The sequence below is a fragment of the Rhodococcus sp. NPDC056743 genome, from assembly GCF_042790355.1.
Classification (GTDB): domain Bacteria; phylum Actinomycetota; class Actinomycetes; order Mycobacteriales; family Mycobacteriaceae; genus Rhodococcus_F.
This window is the reverse complement of sequence record NZ_JBHTZI010000006.1, coordinates 138,609-153,401: the sequence shown is the minus strand read 5'-3', so window position 1 is coordinate 153,401 and position 14,793 is coordinate 138,609. Positions and strand designations below refer to the sequence as shown.

Below are 14,793 nucleotides of genomic sequence, written 5' to 3'. Positions count from 1 at the left end.
CATCAGGAGACGTTATACCGGGAAGGGTGAGCTCATCCCAGGAGCACAAGTTCGGCAACGACATTGTCGGGTGCAGATGCGGGCACAAGCGCAAACGCTGCCCTGCCGATCAAACCCGCCAGATGCGAGGTTCGCACCGAAGGATCTGCGTGCCAGCGGCCGTCATCGATCTGCGTCACCGGGAGTAGCCGCAGGGCATCGGAACTGACCTCGGAGGCGTTCTCGATAGTTCCGAGCAACGGCGGCATGGGAGTTCTCCCGGTGAGCGCACCGACAATGGTAGGCAGCATCGTCAACAACGTCGTGACTGCCGCATAAGGATTACCGGGGAGGCCGAGAACCACTTTTCCGTTGGGCAACACTGCCGTGATCTGTGAACCGCCGGGACGCGACGCGACCCGGCCGACAACAATTCGGGCACCGAGACGGTCTAACGCGGAGCGCATTTCGTCGGCAGCGCCGCCGCCCGTCGCACCGACGATCACGATGAGATCGGCGTTGTCGTCAGCTGCGAGGGTGTTCGCGAAACCGTCGGCGGTGTCGCGTAAATGGGTGTCGGAGATGCACGTCGCGCCGCATCGCCCGAGCAGAAGGGGAAGGATGCCGCCGATGGAATCGCGCGTCTGGCCTTCGCGCAGCGGTCCGTCTCGGCGGATTTCGTCACCGGTTGTCACGACCCGCGCACGCACCGGACCGCGAACCGCGCCTTCGGCAACGTCACCGCTGGTGGCTGCCGAAACGAGTACCGGTGTCACCGGTGTACCGGCCGGTGCGATGGTGAAACCGACAGTCCAGTCTTCGCCCTGGGGTCGAGCGTCGTTGCGTAGCGGCGTATTCGGTAGCAGCGTCAACCGCGGGGGACTGTCCTCAGTGCCCTCGGCGACCTCAGTGACCACGTGTTCGTCTCGGACTACGGCGCTGGCGCCGGTGGGAAGGTGTGCTCCGGTCGCAATGCGGATTGCTTCACCGTCTGCCAATTCAAGCGTGGCGTCGGCGCCGGCGACGCGGATTTCCTGGCGGATCCGCCAGGGTCCGTCACCTGCGACGGCATAGCCGTCCATCGCGGAGACGGGTGAGCGCGGTAAATCGCCCTGTGCAACAAGGGGTTCGGCGAGTGTGGCGCCGACGCTCTCAGCCAGCACGGCCCGGCGGGGGCGCAGGGGTGTGAGCGACTCCAGAATCGCGGCGCGGGCCTCCGTGATTGTCAGTCGAGGTAGATCCCGCGCCCGTTCGAGATCCTCGGGAGTGTCGCAATCAGCTGTGCCGCTCACCTGAAGTGTCGAGAATCCTTGGGTAAGTAACTTTTTCATCGGCTGATTGTCGAGTCCGTCGTGTTCGCGCAGTGCTGCGATTCGATCCCGAAGTTCATGGAATATCCAGGCGGACAACAGAAATTGTGTTCGGTTGTTCTCGTCGACGGCGCACGCCACCAGGTTTGCGCGTGACTCGGAATCGAGAGTATCCACGAGGGCGTCGACGACACCGCGACTGATCTGCGGCAGATCGGCTGCCAGGACGACCACGACTGCGTCTTCGGGTAGATCAATGACATGCAGGCCGGCCCAGAGTGCGGATACCGGCCCGGTGCCGATCGGCGACTCCTGGGTTTGCACGACCCCGGCGTCGAGGTCGTCGCGATGCGGTCCGACCACCACCGTCGTGCCTAAATGTGCTGTGGCAGCGAGCGCAATGTCGAGTAGACGGCGGCCGCGCACCACAAGTCCAGGTTTGTCGACACCACCCATGCGGGTGCCGCGTCCGCCGGCAAGTATCAGCGCACATGTGGGCGGATGGGCGGTCATGAGTCCATGCTGCCCTACGGGAAGGTGTGCCGTGCGCGCGACATGTCGATCCGGCCGTCCTTGATCGGCACGCCTTCCAATTCCAACTTCGCAATCTGGCGATGGGCCAGGTGCGCTGCGGGTTTGCCGGATGCACCCAGAACCCGATGCCACGGAAGGTCCGAGGAGTCGGTACGCATGATCCACCCGACCGTTCGTGGGCTGGAAAGCCCGACAGCGTCGGCGATGTCGCCGTAGGTGGCGACAAATCCGGAGGGAATGGATGCGACGAGTCGGCGGACCCCTTCGATCTGTTCGTCCGTGGTGGCTGCCATGGTGTGCCTCTCGGTGCAAGGGTCAGAGCAAGCAGTGAGGGTCAGAGCAATGTGCGGATCAGGGCCGCAACCTCGTCGGCGCGCACGTGCGGCACCATGTGGTCGCAGTCGAACTCCACGCTGGTCAGGTGCGGGCCGAGGTGCTCGGTCATTGCCGTCCGGAACTCGTCGGTGACGTAAGGCGGTTGCACTTTCATCGCCTGGACGATCACCGTCGGCATGGAACTCGGCGGGAGCACCAGTGGCCGCGCGAGTTCTCCCCACGCGGTGACGACGGCGGGAGTGGAGAGTCGCCAGTTGACGCGTCCGTTGTCGAGGTGGATGAGATGTTCCTCGAATTCTTCGTCGAGGACTGCGGCGGGCACCTCGCCCCAGGAACCGTGAACTTTTTCCGAACGTGCCTCGGCGGCATCTGTGTAATCCGGTGAACCGATCGTGAGTTCGGCCACTCTGCCCATGAACTCCGGATCGAGTCCGATGGCAGGATCGAGCAACACCAAGCCGCGGACACGCTCCGGCGCCGTCGCCGCAAGATGGAGCGCCACAGCGCCGCCGAACGAGTGGGCAACTATCAGGACCGGGCCGCGTGCGTGCTCGTCCAGGGTATCGATCAGGCTGGCGACATGTGCCTCGATGTTCCACGGCGGAGCCCAGGTCGAGCGGCCGTGACCACGCAGATCGGGAGCGATCCAGCGAGCGTCGGGAAGCTGATTCTCGGCCATCGACTGCCACCGTCGGCCGTGGCCGGTCAGACCGTGCAGCGAGAGTATCTCCGGCGCATCGGCCGGGCCGTACAGATAGGTGTGGAGTGCAGGCACAGGCCAATCTTGCCCGACGTAGGCAATGTGTGCGGTGTCGGTGCCCTCTGATGGAATGCCTGGGTGAGTGAGACGTCAGTGCGCACCAAGAACACCATCCCGCGGGCGCGGTTGGTGCATCGGGCCGCGCCCTCACTTGTTCCGCGGAAGTGGAACGATACCGCTGCGCTGTTGTTCGCCGAGCCGGACGACGACCCGTTCATGCTGGCCTTCGGTGGTGCGCAGTGGAATCCCTGGCAAGTGCTGGGCGGTCCGGGAACGGGCAAGACGTCACTGCTGGTCGATCTGGCGGTGGCCAAGATTTCCGGCGGCGAAGATCCGGAATCCGTTCTGGTCCTCACGCAGTCGCGTCGGGCAGCAACGGCGGTGCGTGAACAGATCACCGCGGGGCTCTTCGGGTTCGAACGCGAGCGCGGCCCGCAGGCAACTCGTGAACCGCTGGTCCGCACCGTGCACTCCTACGCGTTTGCCGTGCTGCGGTTGCAGGCAGCAGCGCACGGTAATGCTCCGCCGCGGTTGATCACCGGCGCCGAACAGGACGCGGTGTTGCGTGAGATGTTGCGCGGCGATATCGAGGACGGCGCGCAGTACTGGCCGGAGCGACTGCGGCCGGCGCTGGGCATGAACGGGTTTGCGGTCGAACTGCGCGATCTGATGTTGCGCGCCAACGAACGCGGCCTCGGACCGGAAGATCTGATCAAGCTCGGCAAGCGTAAAGGCCGTCCGGAATGGGTGGCTGCCGGCCGATTCGCCGAGGTATACGAGCAGGGTGTTCTGTTGCGCGCATCCGTCGGCGTCGAGGCCCCGGAGGCAACCGCGCCGGCCCTTGATGCCGCAGAGTTGATCGGTGCCGCGCTCACTGCGTTTGCCACTGACCCCGAGTTGTTGCGATCCGAACGTGCCCGCATCCGTCACCTCCTGGTCGACGATGCTCAACACCTGGATCCGCAAGCCGCGCAGTTGGTTCGGCTGATCGGAACCGGAACGACGACGACGGTCGTCGCCGGCGACCCGGATCAGTCCGTGTTCGGATTCCGCGGGGCCGATTCCCGTTTCCTCCTCGACCTGGCGGACAAGGGCGACGAGCGGGCAGTCATCCTGCCGACCACGCACCGCAACAACGCCGACGTCGCGGCGATTGCCGCGAAGATCGCCGCACGATTGCCCGGCAACCTCGCTCACCGCATTGCGGTACCCGCCGACCTGTCGGACGACAATCCCGGTCACGCGTCGGTTCGAGTCTTGGGCACCACGGCCAAGGAAGCGGCCGTCGTCGCGGACACGTTGCGGCGTGCGCACCTCCTCGACGGTATTGCGTGGTCGGACATGGCAGTCATCGTGCGTTCGGTTCCGCGTACCTTGGCTCCGCTGCGACGCGCTTTGCTGGCGGCAGGCGTCCCCGTCACCACCGCAGCCACCGAACTGCCACTTGCCCGCCAACACGGAGTGTCCGGGCTTCTCCTGCTACTGCGGGCTCTCGGGCGAGACGGGTTCACCGGCGACGACGCCTTGGCGCTCATGTCCGGCCCTGTCGGTGGCGCCGAACCCGTCACGCTGCGGCGGTTGCGTCGTGGTCTGCGCCGCATCGAACTTGCTTCGGGGAAGGATCGCGACTCCGCAGAACTGTTGCGGCTCATTCTGATCGACGAGGACCGCGCAGAATCCAAGCGGTTGACCGCCAAGCTCACCGACGTCGAAGCTGCCGCGTTGAATCGTGTTCTGTCCGTGTTGCGCAAGGCTCGCGTACCGCTCGATCGGGGGCTCGGCGTCGAGGAAGTTCTCTGGGCAGCGTGGCAGGCCACCGGGCTCGAGCGCCGCTGGGCGGCCGCGTCGGCGCGCGGCGGCCCGATCGGCTCGCAGGCCGACCGCGACCTCGACGCAGTGGTCGCGCTCTTCGATGCCGCAGCCACCTACGTGGATCGGCTGCCCCGTTCGCAGCTCGCGGGTTTTGTCGACTACCTCACCAGCCAGGAGATCCCCACTGATTCGCGCTCGCGGTCGGTGATCGCGCCGGATGCTGTGACCGTCGTCAGTGCGCACGCGGCGGCCGGACGCGAATGGGCAGTTGTCGCAGTGGCCGGTGTTCAGGAAGGACTGTGGCCCAGCTTGCGGGCACGCGGTTCACTTCTCCGGACCGAGGCACTCATCGACCTGATCAACGGTGTCTCGGACGGCAGCGATTCTGCCGAAGAGCGGTTGTCGCGGACGGCTCCGCTGCTGGCCGAGGAGCGTCGACTCTTCCTCGTGGCGTGCAGTCGAGCGCGCCGTCGATTGTTGGTCACAGCCGTCGAATCCGCGTCGGGAGATACCGATCTGGTGCCGTCACGATTTGTCGACGAGCTACTGCGCGGAGATCAGTTCGATGACGAGGGCACGGGTGAACCGGCCATGCTTGCCCCCGAACCCGGCGACACCAGAGTGCTGTCCTTACCGGCGTTGGTTGCCCAACTGCGCAGTGTGGTGTGCGATCCGGATCTCGCCGCGGGCGATCCCGAGAAGCACGCGCGTGCGGCTCGTCAGTTGGCTCGTCTGGCCGCCGCGGGAGTGCGCGGCGCGCACCCCGATCAGTGGTACGGCACCAGCTCACCCAGTACCGTGGAACCGTTGTGGCAGCCGGAGGACGGTCCGGTGGCACTCTCGCCGTCCACCATCGAGTTGCTCGAAACATGTCCGCTACGTTGGGTGTTCGAGCGTCATGGCGGTTCCGACGGAGACAACACGCATGCCATCGCGGGCACGCTCGTCCACACGCTCGTGCAGGCACTCGCGGGGCGTATCCCCCCGGATCAGGTCGAGAAAGCGCTCGAGAATGCCTGGGAGTCCATCGATTTGGGTTCGCAGTGGTACTCGCGCCGCGAACTCAATCGCACTCGGGAAATGTTGGCTACGTTCACCGCCTGGATGAGCTCCACCCGCGGCGAACTCACCGAAGTGGGGGTGGAGGTCGCGGTCGAGGGCATCCTCGAACCGCGCGAAGAAGGGGAGCCGGCCGTCAAACTCCGCGGACGTATCGATCGACTCGAGCGCGACACCGAGGGGCGCCCCGTTGTCATCGACGTCAAGACGGCGCGAAACCCCGTCAGCAACGACGCGGCGCAGTCCCACGCGCAGTTGGCGGCCTATCAGGTGGCGGCAGCGGAAGGGGCGATAGCGGGAGAGGCGGCTACGCAACCCGGTGGGGCCAGGTTGGTGTTCGTGGCGAAGTCCAACAAGAAAGACGGTGCAGCGCAGCGTGTTCAGCCGCCGCTGACCGCCGAGGCCGTCGAGATGTGGCGTGATGTCATCCACAACGCCGCTGCGGCAACGCAGGGGCCGCAGTATCTGGCCAGGGTCAATGACGGATGCCGCCACTGCCCGGTACGGTCCAGTTGCCCCGCCCACGACGAAGGACGGCAGGTGAGTTCCTAGATGCCATCCAAAGCGAGGCGACCCAAGATCAGCCCGGTCGATCTAGCGGTAGCGCTCGGTCAACATCCGCCGACGCCGGAACAGGCAGCGGTCATTGCTGCGCCACTGGGCCCGACACTGGTTGTTGCGGGCGCCGGGGCCGGCAAGACCGAAACGATGGCTGCTCGCGTCGTCTGGCTGGTGGCCAACGGATTTGTCGACCCCGAGGCTGTGCTGGGTCTGACATTCACCCGAAAAGCCGCGCAACAGCTCACGACTCGTATCCGCAAGCGCCTCGCGCGGCTTGCCGGTTCCGATGTTCTGCGCGCCCTCGATCCCACCGGGGGAGTGCGCGGACGGATCCTGGCGGGTGAACCCGAGGTCAGCACCTATCACGCGTACGCGGGCCGGTTGCTGTCCGAACACGGTCTGCTTCTGCCTATCGAACCGTCGGCGACGCTCTTGTCGGAGACGGAACTGTGGCAGGTGGCGCACCGGGTTGTCAGCGGCTGGGATGGTGACCTCGATACCGACAAGAATCCGGGGTCGATCACCGAAACCGTTCTGGCACTTGCCGGTCAGCTTTCCGAGCATCTTGTCGACCCGGATCAACTGCGCGGCGCTCACGCGGAACTCGACGCGTTGATCCACACATTGCCTGCCGGCCCGAAGCAGCGCGGCGGGCCGAGCAAGGAACTGCTCGGATATCTCGACGTCCAACACAAGCGCGTCGAACTCCTGCCGCTTGTAGCGAGGCTGTCCGAGACACTGCGGTGGGAAGGAGCCCTCGACTTCGGTAGTCAGATGTCGCTCTCCGCCCGCGTAGCGTCGGGGCACCCCGAAGTAGGAGAGGCGGAACGGAGCCGCTTCCGGGTGGTGCTTCTCGACGAGTATCAGGACACCGGTCACGCTCAGCGCGTCTTGCTGTCCTCGCTGTTCGGCGGCGGCACCGATGCTCGTCTGGCCTTGACGGCCGTCGGCGATCCGATGCAATCCATCTACGGCTGGCGCGGCGCATCGGCAGCCAACCTCCCGCGTTTTGCGACGGATTTCCCACTCGCGAACGGAAACCCGGCCCCGACCCTCGAATTGCTGACCAGCTGGCGTAATCCCCCGGAGGCACTCGAACTTGCCAATCTCTCGTCGGCGCCGCTTCGTCGACGCGGGGTTGCCGTCAGCACATTGAAGGCCCGGCCGGGGGCAGTTGCCGGCGACGTCCGGCTCGCGTTGTTGCCTGACGTCGAGCAGGAACGGCTGTGGGTGGCGCAGAAAATTGCCGAGCAGTACGACGCCGCCCGTGCAGACAACCGGCCACCACCTACCGCAGCAGTCCTGATCCGCCGCAATGCCGACGCCGCGCCGCTGGCCGAGGCGCTGCGTGCGGCCGGCTTGCCGGTCGAGGTGGTCGGCCTCGGCGGACTCCTGCACACACCCGAAGTTGCCGACGTCATTGCGATGCTGCGGGTAGTAGCCGATCCGTTGGCGGGCAGTGCCGCGGTGCGACTGCTGACCGGGGCGCGCTGGCAGATCGGTGCCAAGGACGTGGCGGCGCTGTCGAAGCGATCCCGGGAGCTCGCGATTTCCGCCGGCTACGGCACGGCCGGAGCCGTTACCGATTCGGCAGCGCTCGCCGAAGCCGTGCAGGATTCGCTGCCCGGTGAGCAGGCCGAGCAGGCAGGACTTGTCGACGCGATATCGGATCCTGGCTCGGCAGAGAATTATTCGGCGCTCGGCTATGCGCGCATTGGCGCCGTGGCCGGTGAACTGGCGTCGTTGCGCGAGCGCATCGGACAACCGCTCACAGAATTGGTGGCAGAAGTCGAGCGGGTGCTCGGCATCGGAATCGAAGCCGGCGCGCGCACCCGGCTCGGTGTACTGGGAACAGCCGGTCGCGAGCACCTCGACGCCTTTGCCGATGTTGTTGCCAACTACGCCACGCGCCCCACCTCGAATCTCACGGGAATGCTTGCGTTCTTTGCTGCCGCCGAACAGATCGAAAAGGGGCTGACGCCCGGCGAAGTGGAAGTCGCGCCGGATCGGGTGCAGATTCTGACGGTGCACTCCGCGAAGGGCCTGGAATGGGAAGTGGTTGCCGTCCCGCACGTCAGTGACGGCGTGTTTCCATCGTCGACGGCGTCCGGTTCATGGCTGGGAGCGCTCGCAGAATTGCCGCCGTCGCTGCGCGGTGACCGTGCCGTCGACGCAGACTCGGCGGACGGCGTACCTGTGCTCGATCTCGAGGATGTCTACAACCGCAAGGATCTGCAGAACGCAATCGACGCTCACAAGCAGGCTCTCGGAGACCGTCGACTCGACGAGGACAGGCGATTGTTCTACGTTGCCCTCACCCGAACCGAACGGGCACTGTTCCTTTCGGCGCACCACTGGGCCGAGTCGGGAGCCGAGCCCAAAGGGCCGTCGGAGTTCCTGGCCGAATTGCACCAGACGGTTACCGAGACTCCGGACATCGGTGTTGTCGAGACCTGGGCGCCGGACCCCGAGCCCGATACCGAGAATCCCTTGGCGTCCACACCGAGAACCGCTCAGTGGCCACCGGATCCGCTCGGTTCACGGCGCGGAGCGGTGGAGGCCGGCGCGGCCGCGGTACTGGCAGAGTTGGCGAAACCTACCGAGCCCGAAGAGCTGAAACCTGAAGGCGAGCTGGAACCTGAAGACGACCCGGAGAACTGGGCGTCGGATGTCACTGTGCTTCTGGCCGAGCGAGAGGCCCGCGCCAACGCGCGTGCCGAAGTGATTCTCCCGGCGCAGCTTTCGGTCACACAGTTGGTCGACCTCAAGGCCGATCCCGATGAACTCGCAGCGCGTTTGCGTCGGCCGCTACCGTATCCGCCCAACCCGTTGGCCCGGCGCGGCACCGCGTTCCACGCGTGGATCGAGCGACGTTTCGGCGCAACGCGGTTGTTGGATCTCGACGAACTGCCCGGCGCCGCCGATACCGGAGCGGGCCCGGAGACCGATCTGGTCAAGTTGCAGGATGCCTTCCTGCGTTCTCCATGGGCCAACCGCAGCCCCGTCGAGGTGGAGGTTCCGTTCGAAACCTCCATTGCCGGAACAGTTTTGCGTGGCCGAATCGACGCGGTGTTCGCGGACTCGGACGGTGGGTGGACGGTCATCGACTGGAAGACCGGAGCCGAACCGTCCGCCGCCAACGAAGACGCCGTGGTCATGCAGTTGGCTGCCTACCGTGTGGCGTGGGGTGAATTGATGTCCGCGCGGGCCCGCGCGTCGGGACGGAAGGAAGAATTTCCACTGCACAAGGTTCGGGCCGCATTCCACTACGTGCGGACTGGACGCACCATCTCGCCCGAGAACCTGCCGGACGGTGAAGCGCTGGCGCACCTCATCCGCACGGCAGGAGCCCGCGAGGAGAGCTAGCCGGCGTTCCTTCGCGCCTTGAGAGCTTCGGTCACCAAGGGGATTTGCACGGGAAGGCGCGCGATCGAACCCACCTTCTGGGCAGTGGACGTCTTGTTGCTGCGGCACCAGTCCACAGCCATCTGGATGTTGGCGGGAAACACTGCGACAAACAGTGCCGCTGCCAGACCGGCACCCAACCGGCGAGTCTTCGGAATCGCCAGGGCCGCCCCGATTGCCAGTTCTGCGACACCCGATACCTGGGTGTACGTGCGAGCTTCGCCGGGGAGTTGGCGTGGGACGGTGCTGTCGAAGAATGACGGGGCTACGAAGTGCATGGTTCCGGCGCCGAGCAACAAAGCGGAGAGTCGAATTGCCGCGGCTTGGCTGGATGTCGTACTTTTCGAGGACGTCGTACTTTTCGAAGACATTGACCCACCCTGCCTCACAGAGTCAGTCCGTGCCACTACTGTGATGCGTCTGCGTAGTTACTAGTGAGAGAGTTGCAAGTATGGCCGGTAAACTCCGGGCGCGTTTTTCCAGGTCGGAATCATTGGCCGACCAGCCTGACTTTGCCCTTGTCGGGGTGCTGCGAATTCCGCAGCTGCAGACCAGTCCTGCCCGCGCAATCTACAAACGGGTTCTGGTGGCACTCGGCGCGCTCGCGGCCGCCGTGCTCATCGTGTACATCGACCGTGCGGGGTATCGCGACGCGCAGGACAACGAACTCTCGCTTCTCGACTGCATTTACTACGCCACAGTGTCGCTCTCGACCACCGGCTACGGCGACATCACGCCGTTCACTCCGTCGGCGCGTCTGGTCAACGTTTTGTTGATCACGCCGCTTCGTATCTTCTTCTTGATCGTGTTGGTCGGAACCACACTGTCAGCTCTGACCGAGAGTTCGCGTCAGGCGTTCAAAATTCAGCGTTGGAGGCAGCAAGTGCGTAATCACACCGTCGTCGTCGGATACGGCACCAAGGGGCGCACAGCTATCGAAGCCATGATCGGCGACGGTGTGTCCGCATCCGAGATCGTGGTCGTGGACACCGATCGGGCAGTGTTGGACGCCGCTGAGGCCAAGGGCCTGGTGACGGTATTCGGTTCGGCGACCAAGTCCGACGTGCTTCGCCTCGCCGGAGCGCAGCGCGCAAATTCGATCATCGTGGCGACCAACCGTGACGACACGGCGGTGCTCGTGACGTTGACCGCTCGCGAGATCGCACCGAAGGCAAGAATTGCCGCGGCTATTCGTGAGGCGGACAACGCGCATCTTCTGCGTCAGTCGGGCGCGGATTCCGTGGTGCTCTCCTCGGAGACCGCAGGCCGACTCCTCGGCATCGCCACCACCACACCCACGGTTGTCGAGATGATCGAAGATCTCCTGACGCCCGAGGCGGGATTCGCGATTGCCGAGCGTGCTGTCGAACGTGACGAGGTCGGCGGGTCGCCGCGTCACCTGTCCGACATCGTGCTGGGAGTTGTTCGCGACGGGCGTCTGGTTCGAGTCGGTTCACCGGAGGTCGACGCTGTCGAGACAAACGATCGACTGTTGTACATCCGTCGCGTCGTCAGCTGATATTTCGGCGCCCAGTAATGTCGTCAGCGTGAACGACTTCCAGCTGACCGAAACGCCTTTGCTTTCCCGCTCGAGTGTCGGCCGCGCCGAGGAATTGCGGTCCGACACAGCCGCTCTGACCGCAGGGTGGAGTGACGCGCTGCTCTTGCGCGTCAACTCGCGCAGTCAGGTGAAGGTCTCCGGCGGGCAGTTGGTGTTCGGCGAGGCCACTGACCTGGGTGCGGAACCTGTTCGCGGTGCGGTGTTTCTCGGAATTCGCGACAACAAGCATGTGTGGGCAGTGCGCGTGTCGCTGCTCGCCGGCGAGTTGTCGGATCTGCGGATGTTGGGCGGAACGCTCGACGATGCGGACGCGGGTCTACTGACGGGCGCGATCGCCATTCTCAACTGGCATGACAGTGCCGGATTCAGCTCGATCGACGGGGCCCCGAGTGAGCCGACGATGTCCGGGTGGTCACGTATTTCCACGACTACCGGGCACGAGGAGTTTCCGCGCACCGACCCGGCAGTGATCTGCCTGGTCCACGACGGCGCGGATCGAGTGCTGCTGGCTCGTCAGCCGACGTGGCCGCAGCGACGGTTCTCGATTCTCGCCGGCTTCGTCGAAGCCGGGGAGTCGCTCGAGACGTGTGTGGTGCGCGAGATCAAGGAAGAAGTGGGCGTCGACGTCCACGACGTCCGCTACCTGGGTAGTCAGCCATGGCCGTTCCCACGCTCGGTGATGTTGGGATTCACGGCCATCGGCGACCCCGCCGATCCGCTGGTGTTCGCGGACGGCGAGATCGCCGAGGGACGGTGGTTCACCAAAGACGAGGTGCGATCTGCTCTCGAACTGGGGGACTGGGCATCCGACGCCGATGCGCCGTTGCTCCTGCCCGGTTCCATCTCGATTGCGCGAGGAATGCTCGAGAGCTGGGTCAAGTAGCGCCCTTACAGGCCGAGGGCCGCCTTCACCTGATTGAGCGAGGGGTTGGTGGCCACACTGCCGTCGGCGTACTTCACCGTTGGGACGATGTGGTTGCCGTCGTTGACACTGCCGACAAATTCGGCTGCCGAGGGATCGTCCTCGATGTCGATTTCGGTGTACTCGATGCCCGACGCGTTGAGCTGAGTCTTGAGGCGACGGCAGTAGCCGCACCACGTGGTCGAGTAGATGGTCAGGGCAGGAGCTTTTTCGGAAGTAGTCACGGCGCATATAACACCACGAGTTCGGTTGTTGTTCCGTAACTGGCCGTGTTCGCTTGCCCACATCCGCTCGGGCACGCGGCGGAGCTGTCGGTACGCCCTGCCATGATGGTGCGCATGCCTGCGGACACCGGACTGGACCCGGAACAATCAGCCGCCGTGCTCGCTCCACGCGGCCCGGTATGTGTACTCGCGGGCGCCGGAACAGGCAAGACACGCACGATTACCCGGCGAATCGCCCACCTGGTTGCCGATGGTCATGTGCAGGCCGGGCAGGTCCTGGCGGTCACCTTCACCGCGCGCGCCGCCGGTGAAATGCGTGGCCGACTGCGGGAGTTGGGTGTTGGTGGCAGCGGTCCCCAGGTGCAGGCTCGCACGTTCCACGCTGCTGCGCTGCGGCAGCTCAAGTACTTCTGGCCGCAGGTGATCGGCGATACCGAATGGCGCCTGCTTGATCGCAAGTTCGCGGTTGTCAGCAGCGCCGCGGCACGGGTGGGTTTGCCGACCAGCACCGAAAGCGTGCGCGACCTCGCGAGTGAGATCGAGTGGTCCAAGGCGTCGTTGATCGCGCCGGAGGACTACCCGCGCACTATTGCCAAGTTCCGCCGGGAGGCACCGGCCGATCCTGCCAAGGTGGCGCAGGTCTACGCGGCGTACGAAGAACTGAAGGCGCGCGGCCAGGACGGCATGCTGCTCGATTTCGACGATCTTCTCCTGCACACCGCTGCCGCACTCGAAGAGCACTCGTCCGTGGCCGACGAGTTCCGTGAGCGTTACCGCTGCTTTGTGGTGGACGAGTATCAGGACGTCACGCCGCTGCAGCAGCGCGTTCTCGACGCGTGGCTCGGTGACCGCGACGACCTCACGGTTGTCGGCGACGCCAACCAGACCATCTACTCGTTCACCGGAGCTACCCCGAACTACCTCCTCGACTTCTCACGGAAGTTTCCCGAGGCAACCGTGGTCCGGCTCGAACGTGACTATCGCTCCACGCCGGAGGTCGTCTCGCTGGCCAACCGGGTCATCGGCGCTGCCACCGGGCGAATCGCCGGCACCCGATTGCAGCTCATCGGACAACGCGCGCCGGGCCCCCAGCCCGAGTTCGCGGAATTCAACGACGAACCGTCCGAGGCGCTTGCCATTGCCCGATCGGTGAAACGTCTGATCGCCGCCGGAACACCGGCCGCCGAGATCGCGATCCTGTACCGGATCAACGCGCAATCCGAAGTGCACGAGCAGGCACTCACCAAGCTCGGCATCCCATTCCAGGTGCGGGGCGGCGAGGGTTTCTTCACTCGCACCGAGGTTCGTCAGGCGGTGACGGCGCTGCGGCAAGCCGGCGGCCGAGACGACCTCCCGGACGGCGCAGACAGTGGCACCGGACTTCTCTCGCTGGTCCGGGCGGTACTGGCACCACTCGGACTGACCAACGAGGAACCGGCAGGCGCCCAGGCACGTGAACGCTGGGCATCACTGACCGCGCTCGTTGCACTCACCGAAGAGCAGTTGGTTCACGATCCCGAACTGACACTTCCCGGTCTCTTGCAGGAACTGACGGCGCGCGCCGAAGCGCGGCACCCACCGACAGTCCAAGGGGTCACGCTGGCGTCGTTGCATGCTGCCAAGGGCCTCGAGTGGGACGCCGTATTCCTGGTGGGCCTCAACGACGGCACGCTTCCCATCCAGCACGTGCTCGGTGACGCCAACTCCGCCCCCGACGAGGCAGCGGTCGAAGAAGAGCGTCGGCTCCTCTACGTCGGTGTCACGCGCGCCCGTGAGCATCTGCACTTGTCCTGGGCATTGGCGCGTAACGAGGGTGGCCGAAAATCCCGACGCCGCTCACGGTTCCTGAACGGGTTGATCCCCGAGGATTCTCCGGCCTCACGGATTGCCGCACCGGCGCAGTCGGGCAAGAAGCGTCAGCGTTGCCGTGTCTGCGGAAAGCCGCTCATGGGAACGTCGGCCACGATGCTCGGTAGATGCGAGAAATGCCCGTCCAACATCGACGTCGAATTACTCGAGAACCTGCGTGCGTGGCGTCTCGACAAGTCCAGGGAAAAGAAGGTGCCCGCCTACGTCGTGTTCAGTGACAACACACTGACCGCCATTGCCGAGCAACGCCCGCAGGACGCTCGGGGCTTGGTTGCCATCAATGGAATCGGGCCGAAAAAACTCGAGGACTACGGCGAAGACGTCCTCATAATCTGCAAAACCGCAGGTCAAAAATAGGTTGTGCAGTTTCCGAGAATTCTCTAGTCTGGTTTCCAGTGCTACGGGGAGACTCGTGCGCAGAAATTATCCGGACCGATCAGAAATGGAGGTGGCAAAAATGA

At 64.9% G+C, this 14,793-nt stretch carries 10 protein-coding genes; 5 read left to right on the top strand and 5 right to left on the bottom strand.

What is annotated here, in order from left to right; translation table 11 throughout:
* Nucleotides 1-32: 32 nt before the first annotated feature.
* From ACFRFQ_RS15150 to ACFRFQ_RS15140, 3 genes are read right to left on the bottom strand one after another with little or no spacing between them, the layout of a single operon-like run.
* Nucleotides 33-1,802, bottom strand: coding sequence for an NTP transferase domain-containing protein (locus ACFRFQ_RS15150; RefSeq protein WP_378658937.1), 1,770 nt, complete (start codon nucleotides 1,800-1,802; stop codon nucleotides 33-35).
* A 14-nt stretch (nucleotides 1,803-1,816) separates the two neighbouring features.
* On the bottom strand, nucleotides 1,817-2,116 hold the full coding sequence (locus tag ACFRFQ_RS15145) for an MGMT family protein (protein WP_378658934.1): 300 nt from the start codon (nucleotides 2,114-2,116) through the stop codon (nucleotides 1,817-1,819).
* 41 nt (nucleotides 2,117-2,157) lie between these two features.
* Complete coding sequence (locus ACFRFQ_RS15140) at nucleotides 2,158-2,934, bottom strand: alpha/beta fold hydrolase (protein WP_378658932.1); 777 nt, start codon at nucleotides 2,932-2,934, stop codon at nucleotides 2,158-2,160.
* A 63-nt stretch (nucleotides 2,935-2,997) separates the two neighbouring features.
* Here ACFRFQ_RS15140 and ACFRFQ_RS15135 point away from each other — a divergent pair, with 63 nt between their 5' ends.
* On the top strand, nucleotides 2,998-6,342 hold the full coding sequence (locus tag ACFRFQ_RS15135) for an ATP-dependent helicase (protein WP_378658929.1): 3,345 nt from the start codon (nucleotides 2,998-3,000) through the stop codon (nucleotides 6,340-6,342).
* Entirely contained in the window at nucleotides 6,343-9,717 is a 3,375-nt protein-coding gene (locus ACFRFQ_RS15130) for an ATP-dependent helicase (RefSeq protein ID WP_378658926.1), read from the top strand. It begins immediately after the preceding gene.
* On the opposite strand, the gene ACFRFQ_RS15125 is transcribed toward ACFRFQ_RS15130, so the two are convergent.
* Entirely contained in the window at nucleotides 9,714-10,127 is a 414-nt protein-coding gene (locus ACFRFQ_RS15125) for a hypothetical protein (RefSeq protein WP_378658924.1), read from the bottom strand. The genes ACFRFQ_RS15130 and ACFRFQ_RS15125 overlap by 4 nt on opposite strands.
* An 80-nt stretch (nucleotides 10,128-10,207) precedes the next feature.
* Between ACFRFQ_RS15125 and ACFRFQ_RS15120 the strand changes: the two genes are divergently transcribed.
* Nucleotides 10,208-11,275 carry a potassium channel family protein gene (locus ACFRFQ_RS15120; protein ID WP_378658922.1) on the top strand — a complete coding sequence of 356 codons (1,068 nt, stop codon included), beginning with the start codon at nucleotides 10,208-10,210 and terminating at the stop codon, nucleotides 11,273-11,275.
* 28 nt (nucleotides 11,276-11,303) lie between these two features.
* Entirely contained in the window at nucleotides 11,304-12,200 is an 897-nt protein-coding gene (gene nudC, locus ACFRFQ_RS15115; RefSeq protein ID WP_378658919.1) for an NAD(+) diphosphatase, read from the top strand.
* Nucleotides 12,201-12,205: 5 nt separating this feature from the next.
* Here the strand turns inward: nudC and ACFRFQ_RS15110 are convergent, their stop codons facing one another.
* Entirely contained in the window at nucleotides 12,206-12,463 is a 258-nt protein-coding gene (locus ACFRFQ_RS15110; protein WP_378658916.1) for a mycoredoxin, read from the bottom strand.
* A gap of 102 nt (nucleotides 12,464-12,565) precedes the next feature.
* On the opposite strand from ACFRFQ_RS15110, the gene ACFRFQ_RS15105 reads away from it, so the two are divergent.
* Nucleotides 12,566-14,689, top strand: coding sequence for an ATP-dependent DNA helicase UvrD2 (locus ACFRFQ_RS15105; protein WP_378659630.1), 2,124 nt, complete (start codon nucleotides 12,566-12,568; stop codon nucleotides 14,687-14,689).
* Nucleotides 14,690-14,793: the final 104 nt, after the last annotated feature.